Source organism: Neisseria sp. GT4A_CT1 (assembly GCF_000227275.1).
GTDB lineage: Bacteria > Pseudomonadota > Gammaproteobacteria > Burkholderiales > Neisseriaceae > Neisseria.
In genome coordinates this window covers 1-25,280 of sequence record NZ_JH164969.1, presented here as the reverse complement: position 1 = coordinate 25,280, position 25,280 = coordinate 1, and the positions used below count along the sequence as shown (strand labels likewise).

Below are 25,280 nucleotides of genomic sequence, written 5' to 3'. Positions count from 1 at the left end.
CAACCATGTCGCATTTATTCATGAACACGATGATGTAAGGTACGCCTACTTGGCGGGCCAACAGGATGTGTTCGCGGGTTTGCGGCATAGGACCGTCGGCAGCGGAACATACCAAGATTGCGCCGTCCATTTGTGCGGCACCGGTAATCATGTTTTTAACGTAGTCGGCGTGTCCCGGGCAGTCTACGTGTGCGTAGTGGCGGGTTTCGGTTTCGTATTCTACGTGTGAGGTATTAATGGTAATACCGCGGGCTTTTTCTTCGGGAGCGTTATCGATTTGGTCGTAAGCTTTTGCAGCACCGCCGAATTTTTTAGCCAAAATAGTAGTCAAAGCAGCAGTCAGGGTGGTTTTACCATGGTCAACGTGACCGATGGTGCCAACGTTTACGTGCGGTTTGCTACGTTCAAATTTTTCCTTTGCCATGGCAAATTTCCTATCTTTAAAATACTGAGAAAATGGTATTTGGTGCCCATGGGCAGATTTGAACTGCCGGCCTCTCCCTTACCAAGGGAGTGCTCTACCCCTGAGCTACATGGGCCAATAGACTATTGGAGCGGGTGAAGGGAATCGAACCCTCACCGTAAGCTTGGAAGGCTTCTGCTCTACCATTGAGCTACACCCGCAGACTTACTGCATCAATGCTCCAACACATTGGAATTTGGTGGTGGGAGAAGGATTCGAACCTTCGAAGCTCTCGCAACAGATTTACAGTCTGCCCCCTTTGACCGCTCGGGAATCCCACCAAAAGAGAACGCAAGTTTATTCGTGACTCAGATTTTCGTCAAGTTCTTTTTTAATTTTGTTTTCTTAAAATCACTCAATTTATTGCTTTAAAAAAGAATTTATTTGAACTGAATGATTTTTTCGTATTTTGCCATCAGCTCTTCGTGCGTTTCCGGATGCTCTTCATCAATCAGGATGCAGTCCACGGGGCATACCTGCTGACATTGCGGCTCATCGTAATGGCCTACGCACTGCGTACACAAATTAGGGTTGATTTCGTAAATTTCCTCGCCTTGCGAGATGGCGTCATTGGGGCACTCCGGCTCGCAAACGTCACAGTTAATGCACTCATCTGTAATAAAGAGCGACATTTCTTTTCCTTTTTCATTTAAATTATCAAAACCGATTGGGCGCGGATTATAGCACAAACGCGTCAAAAACAATCCGTTTAGGCGAATGTTTACACCCTGGTAATGATTCTCAAATCTCTTACTATTCAGCCACTTGGACAAACTGCAAGAGCACAAAACCGCTCTTACCCGCCCGCCCTTCGCGATAAGGCTCCAGCCACTCGGGGAAATCGGGCAGCTCCCCTGCTTCAATATAGACCATTGCCCCGTTTTTCAAGCTGTTTTTCAAAGAAGTAAACAAATTTTCCCAATCCTGCCACGCAAACGGCGGATCCAAAAAGACCACATCAAACTTTTCAGACGACCTCTGCAAATACGCAAGGCCATCGGTATTGAGGATTTCCAGTTTATCCAAACCCAATGCTCTGGCGTTTTGCCGCAGCATATCGGCAGTTTTGCGATTATTATCTGCCAGCACCACCCTCTTCGCGTTACGGGACGCGGCTTCAAATCCCAACGCGCCGCTTCCGGCAAACAAATCCAACGCATTCAGACCGGTCAAATCCTGACCCAGCCAATTAAAAAGTTTTTCGCGGACACTGTCAGGCGTCGGCCGCAGACCGTCCGCATCTGCAAAAACCAGTTTCCGTCCCCTGCATTGCCCGCCGATGATGCGGACTTGATTTGAATGTTTGCTGTGTTTGCTCATAATTAAAACAAATCGTCCGACAGTTTCAGACGACCTCTAAAGAATGACAAAGCAGCCATTATACCGCAGCGTTTTTTCATTTAAGGCCGCATGAAAACAAATCGGCGCATCGTGAAATTTTATTTTTTATGATGCTAAACTTACAAAATTTTATAAATCATAAAATATTTTCTCAAATAAAAAGGTCGCTTACGTCCGCCATTAGAACTTTCCCACCGTTTTTTCAGTCTATTGGTCATAATACGTAATGAAAATATGGATGGCTGACAATGCCGCTTTGGAAAATTATTTTGGGTGTTTATATCGGCGGCGTGATTGCCTTCACCGCCCACGCCCATTTTTTTGACGAATATTACCGCCACTTGGGATTGATTCCGAACTTGGGGCGCGGTCTGCTTTGGTTCGTCTTTTGCCTGCCCTTGATCGGTAAAACCGTTGCTTTGATAGTCAGTTTATTCTTTCTTGCCACGTTGGTTTTTGCAAGGCGTTAAATCTCTTCTTAATAAAACTGAAAAGGTCGTCTGAAAAATTTTCAGACGACCTTTTCAGTTTGAGTTTGACGACATGAAATACTGAACTATGTTTCACCATGTAAAGTGCATTTTAAACTTAAACTAGATAAATTACATTTACTTATTTATAATGAGTATCTCTCTGTGAAATATTTATATAGGGTTATTATCATGTCAGACCTGAATCTCAGTAACAGTATATTCCAAGGTTACAACGACAAACATGGTTTAATGATTTGTGGGTATGAGTGGGGTTGGAGTAAAGCCGATGAGGCTGCTTATGTAGCAGGTGAATACAAACTCCCTGAAAACAAAATCGACCATACATTTGCAAATAAATCCCTCTATTATGGTGAGCAGGCAAAAAAGTGGCGTTACGACAATACAATAAAAAATTGGTTTGAAATGTGGGGACACCCCTTAGACGAAAATGGATTGGGCGGTGCATTTGAAAAATCCCTGGTTCAAACCAACTGGGCAGCTACTCAGGGCAACAAAATCGACAATCCAAACAAATTTCTCCAGCCCGAACACGTCGATAATTTTCTCTACCACATTGAGAAACTACGTCCTAAATTGATTCTCTTCATGGGAAGCAACCTGACAAATTATCTTAATTGCGCAAATGTATTGCCGCGCTTCGAGCAGCTTGTCGGAAAACAAACTCAACCGCTACGAGTAGTACAAAAAGATTTTAGCGGTACACGTTTCAAAATCAGATTCCAATCGTTTGAAAATTGCGAAGTCGTCTGCCTGCCCCACCCTAGTGCCAGCCGCGGTCTATCTTACGATTACATAGCCTTATTTGAACCAGAAATGAACCGTATTTTATCGGACTTTAAAACGACACGCGGATTTAAATAAAACAATCACAGAAAAGCAAAGGTCGTCTGAAATTTTTTCAGACGACCTTTTCTCTTTAAACCAACCTACTTTCATCATTCTTTCGGTGCAGGCGGTTCAATCTGTTCTTTCCAGCCGCATTCTTTTTGCGGACAGACTTTTTCCACGCCCCAGCGTTTGGTGGTTTTGATGGTCAAGACCGGCCAATGGCAGTTCGGGCATTCTTCGGCAACGGGCGGGTTCCAAGTGGCGTAGTTGCAGTCGGGATAGGTGCTGCAACTGTAAAACAGTTTGCCGTAGCGGGATTTGCGCTCGACGAGGTTACCTTTTTTGCATTGCGGGCATTGGACGCCGGTATCTTTTGGTTTTTCCAGCGGCTCGACGTGTTTGCATTTGGGGTAGTTGGCGCAGCCGATGAATTTGCTGCCGGTGCGGCTGTATTTGTACACCAGCCTTCCGCCGCATTTGGGGCACTCGCGCCCGTCGAGTTCGGCTTGCTCGGCTTCGGCTTTGGCGATGCGCTCGGCGGCTTCTTCGGCGGTTTCGTTGACGTTACGCGTGTAGCTGCACTCGGGATAGCCGGCGCAGGCGACGAAGCGGCCCATTTTGCCGAACTTGATTTGCAGTTTGTGTTCGCCGCATTTGGGGCAGGTTTCGTCGAGTTCCTGCGTGGTGAATTTGGCGCGTTCGATGCCTTCTTTTTCTTCCACTTGTTTGATGAACGGTTTCCAGAATTTGTCCATCACGGGAATCCAGCGGCGTTTGCCGTCGGCGATTTCGTCGAGCTGGTCTTCGAGTTTGGCGGTGAAGTGGTAGTCGACGTATTGGGCGAAGTGTTCGGTCAGAAATTTGTTGACGATGTCGCCTGTGTCGGTGGGCATGAAGCGTTTTTGCTCAAGGGTAACGTATTCGCGGTCTTTGAGCGTGGAGATGATGCTGGCGTAAGTCGAGGGGCGGCCGATGCCGTATTCTTCGAGGGCTTTAACCAGCGTGGCTTCGTTGTAGCGCGGCGGCGGGGTGGTAAAGTGTTGCTCGCCGTAGAGTTTGTCCACAGGCAGTTTGTCGCCTTCGCTCATTTCGGGCAGTTTTTTGCTGTCTTCGCCTTCTTCATCGTCGCTGCTTTCTTCGTAAACGCTGAGGAAGCCTGCGAAGGTTTGCACTTGTCCGGTTACGCGGAATACGCCTTTGCCAACAGTAATATCGACGGTGGTTTGGTCGAATTTGGCGGGCGTCATCTGACAGGCGACGGTGCGCTGCCAAATCATTTGATAGAGTTTGAACTGGTCTGCGCTCAGGAAGGGTTTGACGCTTTCGGGCGTGCGGTACACGGAAGTCGGACGGATCGCTTCGTGCGCTTCTTGGGCGTTTTTGGATTTGGTTTTGTATTGTTTGGCGGCACTCGGCAGATATTCTTTGCCGATTTTGTTTTCGATGTAATGGCGGATTTCGGTTAACGCTTCATCGGCCAAATTCACGCTGTCGGTACGCATATAGGTAATCAGACCGATGGCGCCCTGCCCTACGTCTATACCTTCGTAAAGCTGCTGGGCGGTACGCATGGTGCGGTCGGTGGTGAAGCCGAGTTTGCGTACGGCATCCTGCTGCATGGTGGATGTGGTGAACGGCGCGGCGGGATTGCGGCTGCGCTTTTTCTTTTCGATGGCGGTAACGACTGCCTCTTTGCCTTCGAGTTCTTTCAACACGTCGGCTTGCGCGGCTTCGTTCGGCAGGTCGAATTGTTCGAGTTTCGCGCCGTTGTATTGGGCGAGTTTGGCGGTGAACTTGCTGCGGCCTTTGTGGCTGTCGAGATGCACCGTCCAATATTCCTGCGCTTCAAAGGCGCGGATTTCGTTTTCGCGTTCGCAAATCAGACGCAGGGCGGGACTTTGCACACGGCCCGCGCTCAAACCGCGGCGGATCTTTTTCCACAACAATGGCGAGAGGTTGAAACCGACCAAATAGTCCAACGCACGGCGGGCTTGTTGTGCATCAACCAAATCCATTTCGATTTCGCGCGGGTTGGCGACGGCGTCGAGCACGGCGTTTTTGGTGATTTCGTGGAACACGACACGCTGCGGTTTGATGTTTTTCAGGCCGCGTTTGGATTTGAGGATTTCAAAAAGATGCCAGGAAATCGCTTCGCCTTCCCTATCCGGGTCGGTTGCGAGGTAGATGTTTTCGGCTTCTTTGGCTCCGGCGACAATCGCATCGACGTGTTTGGCGTTGCGTTTGATCAGCTCGTATTTCATGGCGAAGTCGTGTTCGGGATCGACGGCACCGTTTTTGGGGACGAGGTCGCGGACGTGGCCGTAGGAGGCCAGAATTTCGAAATCGCCGCCAAGGTATTTTTTCAGGGTTTTGGCTTTGGACGGTGATTCGACGATTAAGAGGTTTTTCGCCATTGTTTGTTCTCTTTTAATGTATTGGATGATGCGTTTCAGACGACCTTTCTGAACAAGCTGCGTCAAAAGGTCGTCTGAAAAGGTTTAATGCATGGTCGCTTTGCCGTTGAGCGCGCCCATCAGGTCATCGCCGATTAAGACGGGCAATTCGCTTTTGTGCGCCCACAACAAGAGCAACACCAGCACTTTCGCCGTATCGAGCGTGATTTCTTCGGGCGGGATGTGCATCAGGGCGTGGATGACGATTTCGCGCTGCTCGTAAGTGATGGCGCGTTCGGCAACCAGATACTGCATCAGCCCCATGACTTCCTGCGGCAGGTTTTCCACTTCCTCGTTGCAATACACGCGCAGGGCATGGCTGTCGAACGGCGCGGCGGCGAATTCGGACGTGTTGAACAACACTTCCATCATCATCAGCGTATTGCCGATTTCCGTTACGTCAAAACCCGCATCTTCCAACAGGCGGCCCAAATCCTCCGGCGGCGGACAATTGTCGAAATCTTGGAAGTGTTCGATGAGATAGGCGATGACTTCTGTCATGCTGGTTCCTTAATGAATGAATCAATTATGCTTTTATGCGCTGATAGCGTCCGCCCGGCAAGGCGGCGACGATGCCGTCGAGTTCGTATTCCAGCAGTCGTGCGTAAACGTCTGCCGCCGCCCATGCGGTTTGCTGCGCCAATATATCGGGATGCACGGGGTCGTAACCCATGGCGTCCAGCAGCCCGTCTTCCGCTATCGGCGCGGCAACCGTATTGGCTTGCGCCGGCTGTTTTCGGACATGAAGGTCGTCTGAAAATGGTAAAACAGGTTCAGACGACGTCTCTCTGACGGCAGTGCGTTTTTCCGTTTTTTTGTTTTTCTTATTTATAGAATATGATGGAACTGCCGCATTTTGCAATAGCCCCGGACATTCGTGAAGGATGTCGTCCAAACATTCCACCAATTTCGCGCCGTCTTTAATCAGCTTGTGACAGCCTTTGCTGTGCGGATTGTCTATCGAACCGGGTACCGCCATCACCTCCCGCCCCATCTCCGCCGCCAGCTTGGCGGTAATCAGCGAACCGGATTCCAACGCGGCCTCGACCACCAGCGTAACCTGTGACAACGCGGCAATCAGGCGGTTGCGGCGCGGGAAGTTGCCCGCAAACGGGCGCGTATCCAGAGGAAACTCGCTGACAATCAATCCTTTTTCGGCGATTTCATAGGCAAGGTTTTTATTGGACGGCGGGTAAATGCGGTCTATGCCCGTCCCCCATACGGCGATGGTGCCGCCGCCCGCCTGCAACGCGCCTTGATGGGCGGCGGTGTCGATACCCGAAGCCATACCCGACACGACGGGAATATCCTGTTCACTCAACGCCCTGCCGAAATCTTTGGCAATCCGCATTGCCTGCGGCGTGGCATGACGGCTGCCGACAATGGCGGCGGAAGGTTTGTGCAGCAGTTGCACGTTACCGCGCAAGAACAAAACCGGCGGCGCGGTAATGCCCTGCGTCAACATTTCGGGAAAATCATCATCTTGCAGCAGCAACAAACGGCAGCCGTCCTGCTTTTCCCATTGCAGCGCCGCTTCCGCAGCCTTTTGCGCCAACGCCCGTTTTTCGCCGTTGCGCCAAGATTCGGCTGCCTGCTTGTGGCGCACTATCGCGGCGATTTGCTCCACAGGAGCATCCAGCGCGGCTTTCGCGCTGCCGAAACGTTGCAGCAGGAGCAAGAAGCCCTCCGCGCCGACATAAGGCGTAAACGCCAGTTGCAGCCAGGCAAGGCGGTCGTTTTCCGTCATCAATTGTGTCCCCTTGTTGTTTTCAGACGACCTTTGTTCGGGAGGTCGTCTGAAAACGGATAAATGTCAGTATTTAACGATAAAGCCGGCGAACTTTAAACCGATACGGCGTTCCCGCACCTGCTTCCGGTTTCGTACCTGTTCACCGTCATGCGGATGCTGCCAAACAGCCGGCAGCCCGTTAGTAACTTTTGTAATATTTTTATATTCTACACGATACGGCAGGAAAATCTGTCATTTGAATGGTTGTCGCCCATTGTGTCAAAAGTGAGTCGGCTCTACGGCAAAAACGGGCGGCTTGATGGCAAACAAGGTCGTCTGAAAACATACCGCAGCGTGCCGTATGCTTTCAGACGACCTCTTATCCTACTACCGCCCTACTCTTCTGCTTTTTCCGCTGCGCTGCGGCGGGAAACGCTGATGCCTAATTGTTTGAGTTTGCGGTAGAGGTGCGTACGCTCCAGGCCGACTTTTTGGGCGACACGGCTCATGTTTTGCCCTTCTTGGGCGATGTGGTACTCGAAATAGCGGCGCTCCAATTCTTCACGCAGTTCGCGCAAAGGCATGTTGAAGTTGAAACCGCCGACGATTTCGGTGGCGACCGTCGCCCGTTTTTGTCCCAATGCGGCAACGACCGCCTGCTCGTGGACTTCCTGTCCGTCCGCTTCCAGCATCAGGTTTTTCACGACGCTGCGGAGCTGGTCGAAATTGCCCGGCCAGTTGTATTGGCACAGGACGGTCAGCGAGCCGTTGCTGAATTTGACGGGCTGGATTTTTTCGCTGTCCGCCAATTCGGTCATGACTTGGTTGACCAAGAAGGCGATGTCTTCGGATTGGCTGCGCAACGGCGGGATGCTGATGACGTTGCCGGAAAGCAGTTCGGACAACTTGGCATCGGCAATGGCGTCTGCCGGGCTTTCATCGGCGGCGTGGCTGCCGGCGACGATGACGCGCACATTGTAACGGTCTGCCTTACCGAGGATGAAGCTGATGCCGTTTTGGATGTTTTTGCTGTACTGCGCGGCATCACCGAGATAGAGCGTGCCGCCCGATGCTTTTTGCAGCAGCTCCAATGGCGCATCGGCAATGAGTTCGACGCGGCTGAGTCCGACCCAAGGCGTGCCGCTTTTGTGGAAATAACGGGCAACGATTTCAAACGGCGAACCGGTTTCGCCGCTGAGCAGCACGGGTCCGCTTTTTTTCACGGCAGGCTCAAGTTGTTGCTTGAATTCTTGAATGGCGGGGCTGTTGCCGAGTTTGTCGAAGGACAAGCCCGCCGCCATCTGCATTTCGCCGTGTTTGAGGGCGCGGTCGACGGTAGAGAGCAGCTTTTGCAGGGCAATCGGTTTTTCCAGAAAATCGAGCGCTCCGATTTTGGTGGCTTCGACGGCGGTGTCGATGCTGGCGTGTCCGCTCATCATCACCACGGGCATGTTGAGCTGTCCGTTTTTCGCCCACTCTTTGAGCAGGGTAATCCCGTCGCAGTCGGGCATCCATATGTCCAACAACACCATGGCGGGACGGGTCTGGTGGCGCAGTTGGCGCGCCTCTTCGGCGTTCTCCGCCAAAGCCACGGAATAACCTTCGTCTTGGAGGATTTCCGAGAGCAAGTCGCGGATACCTACTTCGTCATCTACAATTAAAATATCACTGCTACGCATAAGTTTCTACCAATCGGGGTAAGGCTATTTTCACACACGCGCCGCCTTCGTTCTGATTGCTCAGGCTGATGCGGCCGCCGTGCTCTTCGATGATTTTCTTCACAACGGGCAATCCCAGTCCCGTACCTGTCGGCTTGTCGGTAACATACGGCTCGAAGGCATTATGCAGCATTTCCTTGCTGAAACCTTTGCCGTTGTTACAAACGGTCAATAAAACCTGTCCATCGTTATCTTCACCGACGCTGACATTCACTTGCGGAACTTCTGCCTCTTCCGCCGCCTCTGCCGCGTTTTTGAAAATATTGTGCAACACCTGCCGCATGGCGGTGGTATCGGCGGAAATCGGCTGCGGCTTGTCGGACAAGTTCGGAACAAAGCGGCACGCCCCGCCCTCGTACAGCAGCAACACTTCTTCGACCAAACGGTTCAAATCGTGTTTTTCAAAATTCAGCGACGGGGCGCGGGCGTAATTGCGGAAGGCTTCGACCATTTCTTTCAATGCCGCCACCTGCTTGACGATAGTGTCGGTCGAACGACTGAGGATTTGGGCGTGTTGTTCGTCCAATTTATCATGCAATTTCCATGCCAATCTCTCGGCGGAAAGTTGGATAGGCGTGAGCGGATTGCGGATTTCATGCGCCAACCGTTTCGCCACTTCGCCCCAAGCGGCTTCTTTTTGGGCGCGGATGAGGACGGTGATGTCGTCAATCACCATTACCACGCCGTTGTCGTTGTCGTCGGGCAGGATGGTGGCTTTACCCAAGAGAATGCGCGCATCGTCGGGGGCGGCGTATTCGACTTGGACGGGCTTGGCGGCATTGGCGGTTTCTTCAATGGCGGCAAACACTTCGGCAAGCAGGGTCTGCTGCGGCGATTGTCCGCGCCAGTCGTGCCAGTTGCTGCCCCACAGCGGCACCAATTCAATGCCCAAAATCCGTTCGGCTGCTTTGTTGAAGGTTTTCAGACGACCTTCGGCATCCAAAGTAATCACGCCCGTGGTCAAACTTTCCAACACGCATTCGAGATAGTGGCGCGCTGCTTCTTCGCGCAGGCGATTGTTCTCGTCGGCTTCTTTGGCGATGGCAAGCTGTTCGGTCATGTGGTTGAACAACTGGGTCAACCTGCCGAATTCATCGTTGCGGAACACGGGGCGTTTCTGGCTGAAATCGCCCTGCGCCACTGCCCTTGCGCCTTCTGCCAACGACAATACCGGCTCGACGAAGCGGCGGGCGAAATACAGCGCCATCACCAAGGCAAGGAAAATCGCCAACAGCGCGGCAACCAGCAAAGTCGCTAAGAAGAAGGTTTGCAGGCCTTGTTTGGTGTAACTCAATTCGGCGTATTTCGCCCGCGCCGCTTCAATCAGCGTCGCGTCTTGCGCCACATCCTGCGGGATGGGCTGGCGGAAAAACAAGGCGTAATCGCGTCCGTTGTGCGCGCCGATCAGCATCCAGCCTTGCGCGTACAAGACATTTTCTATGTTTTCCAAACTGCGTATTGAGCCGGTCTGCTCCAGCTTCTCCCATCCTTCTTTGTCGAGTTCGGGTTGGTTTAGTTTCAGCGGATTGACACTTTTCTCAGTTTTATGGGTTTTGACGTCGTAGAGCGAAAGCTGGGTAAAGCCGCCCGATTTGGCGGCATTTTTCAGCGCCTTGCCCAAATCGCCGTCCACAGACGCGGTGCTGATCAGGTCGATTTGCACCGGCGTAGCATTACTGACTGCGTTGTCCACTGCCAGATTCAGCGCGGATTTGCTCAAGTTCAGGCTGCGTTCGAGGGCTTCGTGGGTATCGTTTCCGAACCACGAATTAATCGTGCCGTTGATGAACTGCGCGGAAATGCCAAACAGGAACACGCCCGGCAATACAGCCACCAGCGTAAACATCCCCGACAGCCGCCGCGCAATCTGCGAGCCGAACACACCCTTGCTTTTGTCGCGCATGAGGAGCAGGACGTAGCGCGTCAAAACCGATGCCAACACCAGCATCAGCAGCGCACACAGGGCGATAATCCACCAGAAATATTCCGCCAGCGGGCTGGTGCTGCCCGTTGCAATGGTCAGTCCGTAGAGCAGTCCCACCGCCGCCAACACGGCAATCAGGAGAAAGCGGCGCATGGTTTACTCCTGAGAGATGGTCAGCGACTTCCAGCCGGAATCCAAGTGCCAGTTTTTAGAAGTCAATGCGTTGATTTGGAAGGGTTTAGGCAGCTTCGCCGTCGAGAGCAGCAGGCGGATTTCGGCTTGTGTGTCTTTCGCTGCGACGCCGCTTAACGCGCCTTTGGACAGCACTTTCCAGTTGGCGACCGCCCCTACGCCGCGCAAGGCGGTATCGAGCGTGTCGTATTCGGTGGAAAACGTGCCGACGGTTATGCGGTAGCGGTTGGTCAGCGGATGGAAGGAAAGTTTGTAGTGGATGGTATTGTCGCTGTTGAGCAGCTGGTCAAACTTGAAACGGTAAGACGGCATGGAAGGCGCAGAAAGCTGCCAGCTCAAAGTGAAATTCAACGGCACGCCCTGCCGGAGCGCCTGTTTGAGCTGGTCGGGCAAATCGGTGCGGAAACGGCTGCTGACGGAAAGCTGCCCGGTTTCGGTCAGTTTCGCCTCGGAGCGGGTCACGCTAATGCCCTCCGCCGCCGCATTCAGCGACAGGGCGAGCAACAGCGTTCCAAACAGCCGTTTACTGCTTTTTGATAAGCGCGTAATAAAAGCCATCTTGATGTTTGTTCGGTAAAAGCACACGCGATTCGATCAGCTCGGCATCGGCGTGGCGGTTGAGGAATTTTTGCAACTGAACGTCGTTTTCTTCGACGAACACCGAGCAGGTGGCAAGCAGCATTCTGCCGTTTTTCGTCAGGGTTTGCCAAAGCGCGTCCAGCAATGCCTCCTGCTGACGGGCGGTTTTGGCGGCATCGGTCGGACGGCGCAGCCATTTCACGTCGGGATTGCGCCGCGCCACACCCGAGGCGGTACACGGCACGTCGGCAAGGATGGCGTCGAAAGGCTTTCCATCATACCACGCCGCCAAGTCCTGCGCATCGGCGCAAGCCAGAGCGGTCGTCTGAAACCCCAAGCGGTCGAGATTGTCCTTCACCCTTTTCAGACGACCTTCATCTATATCCAAAGCGGTAACATGACAATCCGCCAGTTCCAACATATGCCCCGTCTTCCCGCCCGGCGCGGCGCACGCGTCCAAAATCCGTTCGCCGTCTTTAGGGTTTAACAGATACGCCGCCTGCTGCGCCCCGAAATCCTGCACCGACACCAGCCCTTCGGCAAAACCGGGCAGGCGGCTGACGGGAACCGCCTCGTCCAACGTTACCGCATATTCGTCCAACGCCTTAGCCACAATCCCTTCCGCCGCCAGCTTTTCCAAATACGATTCGGCATTGCCGTGGCGTCGGTTGACCCGCAGCGTCATCGGCGGATGCGATTGCAGCGCGGTGGTGATGTTGTGCCAGTGTTTCGGATAATGGTTTTTCAGGTATGCCACCCACCACAGCGGCAGGTTGTGTTTCGCCACATCGTCTTTTTTGCACGAAGCCTCCAGCTTCTGCCGTTCGCGCAAAAAACGCCGCAAAATCGCGTTGGCAAACGAACGGTACTGCCCGCGCCCGATTTTCGCGATACTCTCGACCGCCTCATTGACCACGGCATGAGGCGCGTTGCGCGTGTAATGCAGTTGGTACATCGCCGCCAAAAGCAGGCTTTCGAGCTGCGGATTGTCAATCGGCTTTTTCAGCATCTGCGCGAGCATATATTTCAAGCTGCCCAAATAACGCTGGCAGCCGTAGGCAATATCCTGCAGCGCGCCGTTTTCCTGCGCCGTCAGCTCGGGATGCGCCGCGCGGATTTGCGCCAACACATCCTGAAGGTTACGCCCTTCGGCGACCGCCGCAATGCTGTCGGCGGCGAGTTTTTGGGCGAGGGACATACTCATAAATTCAATTCCTTAAATACCTGCTGTGGTTCGATTTGTTCGTTAAAAATGTAAACGCCGCACAAGCGGTTCGGGCGGTGTTCGGGGCAAGATTCAAATTGTGTTAATCCGATTGCCCGCTCATGACAATATCCATATAGTCCGTTCTTTTCAACACACATAAGGATTCATCATGACTTTGCGCGCCCTTTCACTGCTTGCCGTTTCCGCCGCACTCGTTTCCGGCAGCCTGACCGCCGCGGCGGCACCGCACAAACATTCCCGCGCCATCTCCCAAGCGCAAGCCGTCAAAATCGCCAAGAAACGCGTCGGCGGCGGCCGCGTTACCGACATCGACCACAGCGACGGACGCTGGGAAATCGAAATCCGCAGAGGCTGCACCGAATACGATGTGGACGTTTCCTCACAAAGCGGCCGCGTCATCAGAGTCGATACCGACAACCACTGCGACGATTAATCGATTCTTGATTAATGGATTCTTATAGGAAGCCGGACTGTCTGTCCGGCTTTTCTGTTTTCAGACGACCCCAAGCTTGCCTAAGGTCGTCTGAAAAACATTTAATCTGCCGTTTTGCCTGATTCGGGAATTTCAGACGACCACCCCGTCACGTTCCAACAATGCCCGATAGCGTTCGGCGTCCTGCGGCGAATAGCAACAGAAAACGATTTTTTCGACAGACGGACACTGCGGCGAAGTTTTTTTCAAAATCGCCAAAGCGGTTTCGGCAGCCAAGTCGGCGGGGAAACGGTACACGCCCGTGCTGATACAGGGGAAGGCGATGCTGCGGATGCCGTATTCTTGCGCCAACAGCAGGGAATTTTGATACGCCTCCGCCAGCTTGACCGCTTCGCTGCGGTGTCCGCCGAACCAAACCGGCCCGACGGTGTGAATCACAAATTTCGCCGGCAGCCGGTAGCCTTGGGTAATTTTCGCTTCGCCCGTGCGGCAGCCGTTCAACTTTCTGCACGCTTCCAACAATTCCCGTCCCGCCGCGCGGTGAATCGCGCCGTCCACGCCTCCGCCGCCCAACAACGAGGCATTGGCGGCGTTCACGATGGCATCGACTTCAAGTTTCGTAATATCGCCTTCGACTACTTCAAACACTGCCATGATCTGCTCCTAAACGTGGGGAATCTTGTCGTCAGTTCAACAAAACCAAACGTTTCCCTGCCGATATTTTCAGACGACCTCTGAATCATCAGAAGAAAGGTCGTCTGAAAATTGATAACCGGCCCGCTGTTTTTTTGATACTGCTCCTACCGCCAACCGTCATTCCCGCGCAGGCGGGAATCCATCTTTGAACTTCAACAGCGTTTTTCGAGCGCCCGTTTCTTGGCATTTTCAATGGATTCCCGCCATAGCTCATCCTCGCGTAGGCGGGGAAGGCATGGCAGCTAAGAAATGGGGGATGGGCTTGCTCTAAATTAGTTGACGAAACAGCTTCTACAAAACCGTCCCAACCTCAATCTTATGTCCTGCCGCAAACGCCGCAATCGGCATCCGTTTGCTGCCGGAAGGCTGCAATTCGGTAATCTTCAACGCATTCTCGCCGCAGGCAACAACCAAGCCGTCAGCTGAGCAAGACAACACTTCGCCCGCCCTACCTTGTTGCGCGACTACTTCAGCCCGCCAGATTTTCATCGGCTTGCCCTGATACTCGACCCACGCAGCGGGAACGGGGTTGAAGGCGCGGATTTTGCGTTCAATCACTGCCGCGCTTTCGTTCCAATCGACACGCGCTTCTTCTTTGCTTAATTTTTGTGCATAAGTCACACCTTCTTCGGGCTGTTTGACGCTTTTCAGACGACCCTCCGCCTTTAATTGTTGCAAATCAGCAACAATCGCTTCCGCACCGAGATTCATCAGCGCGTCGTGTACTTCGTTGGCGGTATCAGTCGGTTGAATGGCGTAACAGTGTTCGCTGACCACATCGCCGGTGTCCAAACCGATGTCCATCTGCATGATGCACACGCCCGTCTCGGCATCGCCCGCTTCAATCGCGCGCTGAATCGGCGCCGCACCACGCCAACGGGGCAGCAGCGAGGCATGGATGTTGAGACAGCCGTGTTTCGGCGTATCCAACACGTCTTGCGGCAGAATCAGTCCGTAGGCGGCAACGACCATCACGTCGGCATCGACTTCTTTGAGCATTTGCAGGGATTCGACGTTGTTGCGCAGTTTTTCAGGCTGAGCCACGCGCAAACCCAATTCCAACGCGGCCTGCTTCACGGGAGACGGGGCAAGCTGCATCCCGCGCCCTTTGGGGCGGTCGGGCTGGGTCAACACCAGCGGGATTTCAAAACCGGCGGCGGCAATGGCTTTTAAGGCGGCAGCGGCAAAATCGGGCGTACCGGCAAAGATGACTTTCATGGGGAAACTCCTTGGAAATGGGTTTCAGACGACCTATATAGCGCAACGGCAAACATTGCGACAGGTCGTCTGAAAGTTTGAAAAACAACGGCTTGCTGCCGCTTCCCTCTTTCAGACGACCTGTTCGACCGTATCATTCGGCTTTTAGATGGTGTGTTTCTGACGTTTTTTCAGTTTGGTCTTAATCCGACCCTGCTTGAGCTGCGACAGGCGTTCGACAAAAACGATGCCCATCAGGTGATCCAACTCGTGCTGCACGCAAATCGCCAACAGCCCGTCCGCCTCCAGCGTGAATTTCTCGCCTTTTTCGTTCAAAGCCTCGACCTTGACGCGTTCGGCGCGGGTAACGGTGTCGTAAATGCCCGGCACGGACAGGCAGCCTTCTTCGTAAGTGGTTTCGCCGTCTTTTTCAATAATGACGGGGTTGATGAACACGAGCGGCTCGCTGCGGTCTTCGGTCAAATCCATCACAACGACGCGTTCGTGCACATCGACCTGCGTCGCCGCCAGCCCGATGCCGCGCGCTTCGTACATGGTTTCAAACATATCGGCAACCAGCTTTTGGATGCGCTCATCGACTTGCTCGACAGGCTTCGCCACGGTGTGCAGACGCTCGTCGGGATATTGCAGGATATTCAGTAAAGCCATAATTTTCTCTTCGTTTTTCAATACTTGGGACGCGCATTCAAACGCGTCCGGAAGCAGATTGTGTGTGTTTTCATACAAATTTTGCGCCTGTCTTCACAATTCCCGTGATGACACTAACATTCAATGATAAAATATGCGTCAATGAATTTCTGTTCAATGCGCACGAAACGCCTATTGACGTTTTTTAAAGGGGGACGGCGGTTTTTTGCAAACTCCCGGCCATTTCATTTTCTCCGTTTATTTAAAGACAAACCGAATCAATTTCAAGGGGAACGGTTATGCAACAACGTATTATAACCCTGCTTTGTGTCGCGGGCATGGCAATTTCCGCCCACGCTCAAGCAGCTTCATTAAAAGTGCGCCCCGATGCGCCGCAACGCTACGTCGTGAAAAACGGCGACACACTCTGGGGCATCTCCGGCAAATATCTGTACAGCCCGTGGCAGTGGAACCGCCTTTGGGGCGCAAACCGCGGCGAAATCCGCAATCCGCATCTGATTTATCCGGGGCAGGTGTTGGTTTTGCGCTACGTCAACGGCCGCCCGCAACTGGGCTTCGAAAACGGCTCCGCAGGCAATGACGGTATTCCGGTCATCAAACTCAGCCCGCGCGTCCGCGAAACCTCTTCAGGCTACGGCATCCAAACCGTCAACGTGAACTTCTACCGCATGTTCATGCAACATCCGCAGTTCATCGACCAAATGAAGACCCAAGACGCACCGCGCCTGATCGACGGTCCTGACAACCGCATCATGTACAGCAAAGGCGAACGCGTGTACGCCTACGGCGTTACCGAACCCGGCCGCTATCTGGTTTACCGCGCCGTCAAAGACCTGACCGATCCCGATACCCGCAAATACCTCGGACAAGAAGTCGTCTTCAGCGGCATCGTCAGCACCCTGCCCTACACCAACAGCGCGCTGGACTCCGCTTCCGACGAAGACCGCAAATACCTGAAAGACGGCGAATACTACACCCGCCTGCACCCGCTGGCGAAAGTGCCAACCCAAACCGCGCAGCCTATGATTGTGGAAGAAGCCGTTTCCGAAATCCGCAAAGGCGACTTCCTGCTGAAAATGGACGGCGAAACCGAGCCTTTTCAAATCATGCCGCACGCGCCGACGCAACACATCGACGGTAAAGTCATCTCCATCCTCGACGGCGTACACGAAGCCGGACAATTCCAAACCGTTACCCTGAACAAAGGTTCCGCCGACGGCTTGGACAAAGGCACGGTCTTGAGCATTTACAAACGCGACCGCCAAGTGAAAGTCGATTTGGAAGAAGGCAAAAAAGGCCGTAAGAACATCGTTAAATATGTTTCCATCCCTGCCGAAGAAACCGCATTGGCCATGGTATACCGCACCGGCGAACATCTCTCGTCCGCCATCATTTTGGAAAACCTGACCAGCATCAACATCGGCGACACCGTATCCGAACCCGGCCGCGACTTGGACAACATGTCTGACGACAAACCGCACGTCCGCAACGAGCCGCAAGATTCCCACGATACGGAACACAACCAATACAATATCCACAGCAACATCAATAAATATTGATTGATTGCCGACAACAAAACGTCGTCTGAAAATTTCAGACGACGTTTTTTATATGGGTCATAAAGGTCGTCTGAAAACGACGCCTTTTATGATGAAACACTGAACATCGACGGAAACCGCGTTTCGTTATCACAAGAGCAAAATCCAATGATGCACCTTCAACAAGCTAACTCAATACAGCATTACGCTGTACAAGTCTGAAACAAACATTTTTCAAACATAGAAGTTCCAGCCAAACCTTTAATTTTTCCAAATATAGTGGATTAAAATTGCAATGATACGGCGTTGCCAACGCCCTTATGTACTACCCGTACACGGCGGGCGTTGTCGCCTTGTCTCATTTTTATTTTAATTCACTATACAGTCCATCAAATTTGCCTCTCAGCAATGTTTCGCCCCACACCAAACACCAAGCCAATCAGCTTTCTACCCCCTGACGAACCGCCGCATGATTACCCATCTGATTTAAAGCAAATCCACACAACCAAAACCTACGGATATAAAAAGGTCGTCTGAAACCTTTTCATATTTCAGACGACCTCGATATCAGAATCTAAGCAATTAATCGTCGCTGGTGAATGCCAACAAGATGCGCAACAAGCTGCTGAAAATATTGTAAATCGAGATGAAAATGGTCAGGGCCGCGCTGATATGGCTGTCTTCGCCACCGTCAATCACGGTACGCACCTGCCACATAATAACCAGCGAACTGAACACAACAAACGCGCCGGAAATCGCCAGGCTCAGAGCCGGAATTTGCAGAATGAAGTTAGCAACCACTGCAATCATCAGAACCACACCGCCGATTGCCAAGAAGCGTCCGAGCGAGTTCATGTTCATCGTTGTGCGGCGCGCCATTGCTGCCATCGTAAAGAATACGCCGGCGGTCATGGCTGCGGCAACACCTACGATTTGAGTACCATTACGGATAGCAAGCGCATATTGCAGCAACGGGCTGATCAACACACCCATACCGAAGGTGAAAATCATCAACAAGACAACGCCCGTATTGCTGTAACGGTTTTTCTCGATAAGGAAAATCATACCGTAGAAGAATGCCAATACAGCTACAAAACCCATCCAGCGTGCGCCGAACATAGCGTACAGGTTTAGGTTCAAAGCGCTGCTGGCAAATGCGCCGGCAATAGCGGGAATGAAAGACAAACCCAGCAGGCGGTAAGTTTTTTGCAAGACAATGTTTTGGGAAACTTGTCCTGCAAGAGGATAGTCGTAAACGTCGTTTCGCATGGCGTTTGCTCCTGAAAAAATGTGTGAAAACAAAAAGAGTACTGATTCTATCAGCAAATTATTGGCTTGGGCATAAAAATATGCCTACGTCGCCGTTTGGGGATAAGTGGTAGCGTTCAAAGCATTTTAAAGTGCCGCAATCATAAATTTACATAAAAGACTGCTTCTGAAACCGATGCCGAATCTTTGCCTGCCCCTTTTACCGTGTGATTTGATTTTCACCACTTCAAAACCGGATAAAACCAACTTCTGCAAGATAATGGATTTTGGAATTTAATGATTTGCCATAGTAAATTTGAACAGAGCCGGTTTCAGGCTGTGTAAACAACATAAGAAATAAAATAACTTCATTGATTATTTATCAACTTTCTATTTATTGTCTGTCGAACCGTTGAATGATAGGATTGCGGCGGTAAGTGTAGTGCAATCGCTCAAAATTTCATAAACGGCTGATTTCAGACGACATCAATGATGCGCAGAAAGCTGCTGTCTTCGATTTTAGCGATTCGTTATGTTTCACTTCATATCAATGATTACATAAGGAAATACAGTATGAACCGTCGTCAATTCTTGGGTGGTACAGCCGTTTCTTTGGCAGCCGCCGCCTCATTCGCCCACGCCCACGGACATCATGACCATAAAGGCCATTCCCACGCTGCCCCTGCTGCTGCATCCAAAGCCTATGAAGCAGCCAGAAAAGCGGCTGCCCACTGTGTTGAAGCAGGTCAAATCTGTTTGGCACACTGCATCCGACTGCTGAGCCAAGGCGATACTTCCATGAAAGATTGCGCAACAGGTGTCAACCAAATGCTGGCATTGTGCGGCGCGCTGCAAAACCTTGCCGCCCAAAACTCTCCGCTGACTCCATCTTTGGCAAAAGTCTGCATTGAAGCGTGCAAACAATGTTCCGCAGCGTGCAAACAACACGCAGGCCACCACGCAGAATGCAAACAATGCTATGAGTCTTGCCTTGCCTGCATCAAAGAGTGCGAAAAAATCGCTGCTTAATTGACGCGGCCAATAACCGGTCTGCCTGTGAAACAAACTTTGTTTTGCAGGCAGACCGGTTTGTTTAAATGGGATGGCTTTCACAAATTTATTTGAAATGTAAGTTTTGTTTGTAGAATGTTGTGTCTTTGCCTACAAAATTTTGCCATAAATTTAAAACTTCACGCGCCGGCGAAAAACGGTATGTTTAGGATTATTAAGTTCTGTAACGCGCCCCGTTCTGAAATGAAGACAACAGGTTGCAAGACTTCAATCTTAACCATTCCAATGGTCTTAAAATTTCTGCCAAACACATGATTTTCACGCTTCTTAACAGACGTTTTCTTGATAAGGTCGTCTGAAAATTGCCCGACACCTTGATAAGCTTTACAATGCAAGTAATTAAAATACATCCCGCCTTATCTTCCCCTTCATGAGTTCCGTACCCTTCATCGAAATGAAAGACGTTGCCTTCGCGTATGGCGACCGTCCGATTCTGAACAATATCAATTTCAGCATTCCCCAAGGAAACTTCGCCGCCGTGATGGGCGGTTCGGGCAGCGGCAAAACCACGCTGATGCGGCTGATTACGGGTCAGATTCATCCGCAGTCGGGTAAGGTTTTGATTGAAGGACGTGATTTGGCGGGCTTTTCGGCTGACGAATTGTATGAACACCGCCGCCGTATGGGCGTATTGTTCCAACACGGCGCGCTGTTTACCGATTTGTCGGTGTTCGACAATATCGCTTTTCCGATGCGCGAACTGACGCGCCTGCCGGAAGCGGTTATCCGCGATTTGGTTTTGTTGAAATTGAACGCGGTCGGTCTGCGCGGCGTGGAAAACCTGATGCCGTCCGAACTCTCTGGCGGGATGTCGCGCCGCGTCGCGCTTGCCCGCACGATTGCGCTCGACCCTGAAATCATGTTGTACGACGAGCCGTTTACCGGCCTCGATCCGATTTCCTTGGGCGTGATTGCCCACTTGATCAGCCGCGTCAACAAGGCTTTGCGTTCGACCAGCATTATGGTAACGCACGACATTGAAAAATCTTTGGAAATCGTCGATCAAGTGATTTTCTTGGCACACGGCGAAATTATGTTCTCCGGCTCGCCGCAGGAAATGCGCGAACTGGATTCGCCTTGGGTGCGCCAGTTTGTCGGCGGCTTGGCAGACGGCCCCGTTGCATACCGCTATCCGGCGCAAACGTCGTTGCAGCAAGATTTGCTTGGGTAGTTTTCAGACGACCTGTTATCACTCAACCTAAACATTAAAGGCTCATTATGAACGGCAAAGTTAAATGGTTTTCTGAAAGTAAAGGATATGGCTTTATTGTTTCCGATGACGGCACTGAATATTACTTTACGGTCAAACATGTCAAAGGAGCGGAGCTTCCGAAAAACGGCGATGTTGTTTCATTTGATGCCAAACCCGGCAAACGTGGTCCCGTAGCAGGCAATGTTGATATTTTGGAAAAAGCAGCAGAAAAACGAGAGGCTGAGAGACAGGCAAAACGGGAAGAAAACGATTCACGGGTAACTTGCAAATTCTGTGGTAAAAAAATGGTACCAAGACTTATTACGAGCAACGGCAGTATTTTTCGCTCTGTTTGTCCATATTGTGGCAATACCTATCAAAAGTTCAATAGCTGTTTTATTGCTACCGCAGTTTATGGGGATCCTTATGCTGAAGAAGTCATTGCTTTACGGCGCTTCCGTGATGAAACCCTATTAACAAACATTTTTGGTAAGATTTTCGTCCGGATATACTACAAAGTTTCCCCGCCAATTGCAGAAAAATTAAAACAAATGCCTAAAACTTCAGCTTTCATCCGTAAAATTTTGGATAAGTTGGCTGCATATTATGGCGGCTCTGCATAAAGCTATTCCCTTTCTGTATTGTTATTCAGAAATACTTTTCAGACGACCCATCACTATCATCCTAAAAGGTCGTCTGAAACCCGTTAATCCGTAATGGAAACCTATGAATTTTATCCGTTCCGTCGGGGCGAAAACCCTCGGCTTTATTCAATCTCTCGGCAGTATTACGCTGTTTCTGCTGAACATTCTGGCGAAATCCGGTACGGCTTTCGTCCGTCCGCGCCTGAGCGTGCGCCAAGTGTATTTTGCCGGCGTGCTGTCGGTGTTGATTGTTGCCGTTTCAGGGCTGTTCGTCGGCATGGTTTTGGGTTTGCAGGGCTATACTCAGTTGTCGAAATTCAAATCCGCCGATATTTTGGGCTATATGGTCGCGGCTTCGCTGTTGCGCGAACTGGGTCCGGTGTTGGCGGCGATCCTGTTTGCCAGCAGCGCGGGCGGTGCGATGACCAGCGAAATCGGTTTGATGAAAACGACCGAACAGCTCGAAGCGATGAACGTGATGGCGGTCAACCCTGTCGCCCGCGTGGTTGCGCCGCGCTTTTGGGCGGGCGTGTTTTCCATGCCGCTTTTGGCTTCGATTTTCAACGTGGCGGGGATTTACGGCGCGTATTTGGTCGGCGTAACCTGGCTGGGCTTGGACAGCGGCATTTTCTGGTCGCAAATGCAGAATAACATCACGATCCATTACGATGTAATCAACGGTCTGATCAAATCCGCCGCGTTCGGTGTGGCGGTAACGCTGATTGCCGTGCATCAGGGTTTCCACTGCGTACCGACCTCTGAAGGCATTTTGCGTGCCAGCACGCGTACGGTGGTTTCGTCCGCCCTGACGATTTTGGCGATTGACTTTGTATTGACCGCATTGATGTTTACGGATTGATAGGTCGTCTGAAAACGAAACAAAGAACATTGGATATTCAAGGAACTTTAATGAAAAAGAATGTATTGGAATTTTGGGTCGGACTGTTTGTCCTGCTCGGCGTGGCAGCGGTCGGCTTTCTCGCTTTCCGCGTAGCGGGCGGCGCGGCATTCGGCAATTCCGGCAAGACTTATACCGTATATGCCGATTTCAGCGACATCGGCGGCCTGAAGGCCAATGCGCCGATCAAATCTGCGGGTGTATTGGTCGGACGCGTCGGTTCCATCGAGCTTGACCCGAAATCCTATCAAGCGAAAGTCCGCCTCGATTTGGACAGCAAATATCAGTTCAGTAGCGACGTTTCCGCGCAAATCCTAACCTCCGGCCTGTTGGGCGAACAATATATCGGCCTGCAACAAGGTGGCGACACGGAACCACTCGCCGCGGGCGATACCATTTCCGTTACCAGCTCCGCCATGGTTCTGGAAAACCTGATCGGTAAATTCATGACCAGCTTCGCCGAGAAAAACGCGGCGGGCGGCAACGATGCAGCAAAAACCACCGAATAAACGTACATCATCATATTGATACTAGGACACTTAATCATGAAAAAAACCTCTTTCATCAGCGCACTGAGCATCGGCATCTTGAGCATCAGCATGGCGGTTGCCGCCCCTGCCGACGCAGTGAACCAAATCCGTCAAAACGCCACTCAAGTATTGAGCATCTTAAAAAGCGGCGATGCCAACACCGCCCGCCACAAAGCCGAGGCTTATGCGATTCCCTATTTCGATTTCCAACGCATGACCGCGCTGGCAGTCGGCAACCCTTGGCGTACCGCGTCTGACGCGCAAAAACAAGCGTTGACCAAAGAATTTCAAACCCTGCTGATCCGCACCTACTCCGGCACCATGTTGAAATTCAAAAACGCCAACGTCAACGTCAAAGACAACCCCGTTGTCAATAAAGGCGGCAAAGAAATCATCGTCCGCGCCGAAGTCAGCGTACCCGGTCAAAAACCCGTCAACATGGACTTTACCACCTACCAAAGCGGCAATAAATACCGCGCCTACAACGTCGCCATCGAAGGCGCAAGCTTGGTAACCGTGTACCGCAACCAATTCGGCGAAACCATCAAAGCCAAAGGCGTGGACGGACTGATTGCCGAACTGAAAGCCAAAAACGGCAGCAAATAATGCAAAGATAAGTCATGCCGTCCGTTTTCAGACGACATGGCTTTCGCACACAATAACCTTCAGGTTTTATCATCCAAGATTAAGTTGACAAGACAGCCATGCAAACCGAACTTCGCGACGGCACGTTGCACATCAGCGGCGACATTACCGTCAAAACCTTGACCGCCGACGCCTTTACCCGCTTCAGGCAGCAATGTCGTCTGAAAGACACCCGCGCGGTCGATTTGAGCGGCGTCGGACGCGCTGATTCCGCCTGCGTGTCCCTGCTGCTTGACGCACTGCGCCGTCCGGACGGAAAAATCACCCTGCAAGGCATACCCGAATCCGTGCGTACCCTGTCCGAGCTTTACGAAATCAAAGACTGGTTAAACCCATGAAAAAAACCACCGCTTCACTCCTACTCCTCATCGGCATGGCCTCAACCCCCGCATTTGCCGAAACCAATCCCGCCGACCCCTACGAAGGCTACAACCGCGCCGTATTCAAATTCAACGACAAGGCCGACCAATACGTCCTCGCCCCCGTCGCACGCGGCTACCGCAAAATAACGCCCAAGCCCGTCCGCACCGGCGTGAGCAACTTCTTCAACAACCTGCGCGATGTCGTCAGCTTCGGCAGCAATGTTCTGCGCCTTGACGTCAAACGCGCCAGCGAAGACCTCGTCCGCGTCGGCATCAACACCACCTTCGGCCTTGGCGGTTTAATCGACGTAGCCGGTGCAGGCGGCGTACCCAGCAATAAAAACACCCTCGGCGACACCTTCGCCTCATGGGGCTGGAAAAACAGCAACTACTTCGTTGTCCCCCTGTTCGGCCCATCTACCGTACGCGATACCATTGGCAACGCCGTTACCACCGTCTACCCAGTTAAAAACGCCGTCTTCCACACCAGAGCAGGACGCTGGGGCACAATCGGCCTGCAGGCCATCAACACCCGTAAAGAACTGCTCGACCTGACCGACAGCCTCGAAGGCGCAGCCATCGACAAATACAGCTACACCCGCGACCTCTACATGAAAGTGCGCAGCCGCCAAACCGGCGGGACATTACCGCAAGGCGAGGATGACAATATCGACATCGACGAATTGGTGGACAGCGACCTGCCTGCCGAAGCCGGGGCAGATGCCTCCAATACCTCTGCCGGCGAAACTGCCGACCTTTATTTATACACCCCTATCCAAACCGGTAACACCAGCCGATGATGCGGCAAACGATTAATCCGGTTTCCATGCAAAAGGTCGTCTGAAAAGTGAACTGGCCCCCAAATCTTGGACACTCATAAAAGCCTTTTCAGGCGCTCTGTGCAAGCTGGGTTCTGTATGCGACAGGACTCAGCTTTTTCAATTTCAAACTGCAACGCTCCCGGTTGTAGTAATCCATATAGTCATCTATCTGCTTCATCAATTCATCTACCGTCAATTCACCTGCATTATAGAAACACTCCGTCTTCAACACCGCAAAGAAGCTTTCCATCGGCGCATTGTCCCAACAGTTCGCCTTTCGCGACATGCTTTGAACCATGGAATGCTCCGCAAGCAATTCCCTATATCCCGCCGTACGGTACAGCACACCTTGGTCCGAATGAAGCATCGTTCCTTCGCCAGTCAGCC

General features: G+C 52.0%; 27 protein-coding genes and 3 tRNA genes. 12 read left to right on the top strand and 18 right to left on the bottom strand.

Translation table 11 applies throughout. From position 1 onward, the window contains the following. The 6 genes from HMPREF1028_RS10235 to rsmD all read right to left on the bottom strand — a co-directional run. Positions 1–424 (bottom strand): GTP-binding protein (locus tag HMPREF1028_RS10235; RefSeq protein WP_003711151.1); only part of this gene is annotated, 424 nt, incomplete at its 3' end. A gap of 40 nt (positions 425–464) precedes the next feature. Next, a tRNA-Thr gene (locus HMPREF1028_RS10230) sits at positions 465–539 on the bottom strand. An 11-nt stretch (positions 540–550) separates the two neighbouring features. Further along, positions 551–624, bottom strand: a tRNA-Gly gene (locus HMPREF1028_RS10225). A 36-nt stretch (positions 625–660) separates the two neighbouring features. Next, positions 661–744 (bottom strand) — tRNA-Tyr (locus HMPREF1028_RS10220). Between the two features lie 99 nt (positions 745–843). After that, positions 844–1,095, bottom strand: a complete 252-nt coding sequence (locus HMPREF1028_RS10215; RefSeq protein WP_003679513.1) for a YfhL family 4Fe-4S dicluster ferredoxin — start codon at positions 1,093–1,095, stop codon at positions 844–846. Between the two features lie 121 nt (positions 1,096–1,216). Then, complete coding sequence (gene rsmD / locus HMPREF1028_RS10210; RefSeq protein WP_009312696.1) at positions 1,217–1,783, bottom strand: 16S rRNA (guanine(966)-N(2))-methyltransferase RsmD; 567 nt, start codon at positions 1,781–1,783, stop codon at positions 1,217–1,219. Positions 1,784–2,052: 269 nt separating this feature from the next. On the opposite strand from rsmD, the gene HMPREF1028_RS10205 reads away from it, so the two are divergent. Next, the gene (locus HMPREF1028_RS10205) at positions 2,053–2,274 is read left to right on the top strand and encodes a hypothetical protein (RefSeq protein ID WP_003742639.1); all 222 of its coding nucleotides are present in this window, start codon (positions 2,053–2,055) and stop codon (positions 2,272–2,274) included. 189 nt (positions 2,275–2,463) lie between these two features. Further along, entirely contained in the window at positions 2,464–3,159 is a 696-nt protein-coding gene (locus HMPREF1028_RS10200) for a hypothetical protein (RefSeq protein WP_029609880.1), read from the top strand. Between the two features lie 74 nt (positions 3,160–3,233). On the opposite strand, the gene topA is transcribed toward HMPREF1028_RS10200, so the two are convergent. The 7 genes from topA to rsmB all read right to left on the bottom strand — a co-directional run bounded on the left by topA (position 3,234) and on the right by rsmB (position 12,925). Then, on the bottom strand, positions 3,234–5,540 hold the full coding sequence (topA, locus tag HMPREF1028_RS10195; protein ID WP_009312695.1) for a type I DNA topoisomerase: 2,307 nt from the start codon (positions 5,538–5,540) through the stop codon (positions 3,234–3,236). Positions 5,541–5,624: 84 nt separating this feature from the next. Next, positions 5,625–6,080 carry a DUF494 family protein gene (locus HMPREF1028_RS10190; RefSeq protein WP_003742632.1) on the bottom strand — a complete coding sequence of 152 codons (456 nt, stop codon included), beginning with the start codon at positions 6,078–6,080 and terminating at the stop codon, positions 5,625–5,627. A 25-nt stretch (positions 6,081–6,105) separates the two neighbouring features. Beyond that, positions 6,106–7,326, bottom strand: coding sequence for a DNA-processing protein DprA (dprA, locus tag HMPREF1028_RS10185; protein WP_009312694.1), 1,221 nt, complete (start codon positions 7,324–7,326; stop codon positions 6,106–6,108). A 377-nt stretch (positions 7,327–7,703) separates the two neighbouring features. Further along, complete coding sequence (locus HMPREF1028_RS10180) at positions 7,704–8,987, bottom strand: sigma-54 dependent transcriptional regulator (protein ID WP_003763191.1); 1,284 nt, start codon at positions 8,985–8,987, stop codon at positions 7,704–7,706. After that, positions 8,980–11,103, bottom strand: coding sequence for a PAS domain-containing sensor histidine kinase (locus tag HMPREF1028_RS10175; protein ID WP_003760528.1), 2,124 nt, complete (start codon positions 11,101–11,103; stop codon positions 8,980–8,982). Before HMPREF1028_RS10175 ends, HMPREF1028_RS10180 begins: the two co-directional genes overlap by 8 nt. A gap of 3 nt (positions 11,104–11,106) precedes the next feature. Further along, positions 11,107–11,700 (bottom strand): DUF4390 domain-containing protein, encoded by a 594-nt coding sequence (locus tag HMPREF1028_RS10170; RefSeq protein ID WP_009312693.1) that lies wholly within the window; start codon positions 11,698–11,700, stop codon positions 11,107–11,109. Next, positions 11,666–12,925 (bottom strand): 16S rRNA (cytosine(967)-C(5))-methyltransferase RsmB, encoded by a 1,260-nt coding sequence (rsmB, locus tag HMPREF1028_RS10165; RefSeq protein WP_009312692.1) that lies wholly within the window; start codon positions 12,923–12,925, stop codon positions 11,666–11,668. The genes HMPREF1028_RS10170 and rsmB overlap by 35 nt, the downstream gene beginning before the upstream one ends. Positions 12,926–13,097: 172 nt before the next feature. On the opposite strand from rsmB, the gene HMPREF1028_RS10160 reads away from it, so the two are divergent. Then, the gene (locus HMPREF1028_RS10160) at positions 13,098–13,382 is read left to right on the top strand and encodes a PepSY domain-containing protein (protein ID WP_009312691.1); all 285 of its coding nucleotides are present in this window, start codon (positions 13,098–13,100) and stop codon (positions 13,380–13,382) included. 132 nt (positions 13,383–13,514) lie between these two features. Here the strand turns inward: HMPREF1028_RS10160 and HMPREF1028_RS10155 are convergent, their stop codons facing one another. The 3 genes from HMPREF1028_RS10155 to def form a co-directional block, all read right to left on the bottom strand. Further along, positions 13,515–14,036 (bottom strand): O-acetyl-ADP-ribose deacetylase, encoded by a 522-nt coding sequence (locus tag HMPREF1028_RS10155; protein WP_009312690.1) that lies wholly within the window; start codon positions 14,034–14,036, stop codon positions 13,515–13,517. Between the two features lie 333 nt (positions 14,037–14,369). Continuing rightward, a complete protein-coding gene (fmt, locus tag HMPREF1028_RS10150) occupies positions 14,370–15,296 on the bottom strand; it encodes a methionyl-tRNA formyltransferase (RefSeq protein WP_009312689.1) in 927 nt (308 codons plus the stop codon). Between the two features lie 144 nt (positions 15,297–15,440). After that, positions 15,441–15,944: a peptide deformylase gene (gene def, locus HMPREF1028_RS10145; protein ID WP_009312688.1), complete on the bottom strand. Its 504-nt coding sequence runs from the start codon at positions 15,942–15,944 to the stop codon at positions 15,441–15,443. Between the two features lie 278 nt (positions 15,945–16,222). Here def and HMPREF1028_RS10140 point away from each other — a divergent pair, with 278 nt between their 5' ends. Next, the gene (locus tag HMPREF1028_RS10140) at positions 16,223–17,503 is read left to right on the top strand and encodes a LysM domain-containing protein (RefSeq protein ID WP_009312686.1); all 1,281 of its coding nucleotides are present in this window, start codon (positions 16,223–16,225) and stop codon (positions 17,501–17,503) included. A gap of 561 nt (positions 17,504–18,064) precedes the next feature. Here the strand turns inward: HMPREF1028_RS10140 and HMPREF1028_RS10135 are convergent. Next, complete coding sequence (locus tag HMPREF1028_RS10135; protein ID WP_003760551.1) at positions 18,065–18,751, bottom strand: Bax inhibitor-1 family protein; 687 nt, start codon at positions 18,749–18,751, stop codon at positions 18,065–18,067. Between the two features lie 552 nt (positions 18,752–19,303). On the opposite strand from HMPREF1028_RS10135, the gene HMPREF1028_RS10130 reads away from it, so the two are divergent. The 8 genes from HMPREF1028_RS10130 (at position 19,304) to HMPREF1028_RS10090 (ending at position 24,872) form a co-directional block, all read left to right on the top strand. Continuing rightward, positions 19,304–19,759, top strand: coding sequence for a four-helix bundle copper-binding protein (locus HMPREF1028_RS10130; protein WP_009312683.1), 456 nt, complete (start codon positions 19,304–19,306; stop codon positions 19,757–19,759). A 412-nt stretch (positions 19,760–20,171) separates the two neighbouring features. Continuing rightward, positions 20,172–20,972, top strand: a complete 801-nt coding sequence (locus HMPREF1028_RS10120; protein ID WP_003779745.1) for an ABC transporter ATP-binding protein — start codon at positions 20,172–20,174, stop codon at positions 20,970–20,972. A 47-nt stretch (positions 20,973–21,019) separates the two neighbouring features. After that, positions 21,020–21,616, top strand: coding sequence for a cold shock domain-containing protein (locus HMPREF1028_RS10115; protein WP_009312680.1), 597 nt, complete (start codon positions 21,020–21,022; stop codon positions 21,614–21,616). A gap of 103 nt (positions 21,617–21,719) precedes the next feature. Beyond that, positions 21,720–22,496, top strand: coding sequence for a lipid asymmetry maintenance ABC transporter permease subunit MlaE (gene mlaE / locus HMPREF1028_RS10110; RefSeq protein ID WP_003760565.1), 777 nt, complete (start codon positions 21,720–21,722; stop codon positions 22,494–22,496). A gap of 50 nt (positions 22,497–22,546) precedes the next feature. Further along, a complete protein-coding gene (mlaD, locus tag HMPREF1028_RS10105; protein WP_003760568.1) occupies positions 22,547–23,044 on the top strand; it encodes an outer membrane lipid asymmetry maintenance protein MlaD in 498 nt (165 codons plus the stop codon). A 36-nt stretch (positions 23,045–23,080) separates the two neighbouring features. After that, positions 23,081–23,671, top strand: coding sequence for a phospholipid-binding protein MlaC (locus tag HMPREF1028_RS10100; RefSeq protein ID WP_009312677.1), 591 nt, complete (start codon positions 23,081–23,083; stop codon positions 23,669–23,671). Positions 23,672–23,769: 98 nt separating this feature from the next. Then, entirely contained in the window at positions 23,770–24,048 is a 279-nt protein-coding gene (locus tag HMPREF1028_RS10095) for a lipid asymmetry maintenance protein MlaB (RefSeq protein ID WP_009312676.1), read from the top strand. Next, on the top strand, positions 24,045–24,872 hold the full coding sequence (locus HMPREF1028_RS10090) for an MlaA family lipoprotein (RefSeq protein WP_009312675.1): 828 nt from the start codon (positions 24,045–24,047) through the stop codon (positions 24,870–24,872). Before HMPREF1028_RS10095 ends, HMPREF1028_RS10090 begins: the two co-directional genes overlap by 4 nt. An 88-nt stretch (positions 24,873–24,960) precedes the next feature. On the opposite strand, the gene HMPREF1028_RS10085 is transcribed toward HMPREF1028_RS10090, so the two are convergent. Next, positions 24,961–25,280: IS3 family transposase (locus HMPREF1028_RS10085; protein WP_050804787.1), on the bottom strand; the 320-nt coding region annotated here is incomplete at its 5' end.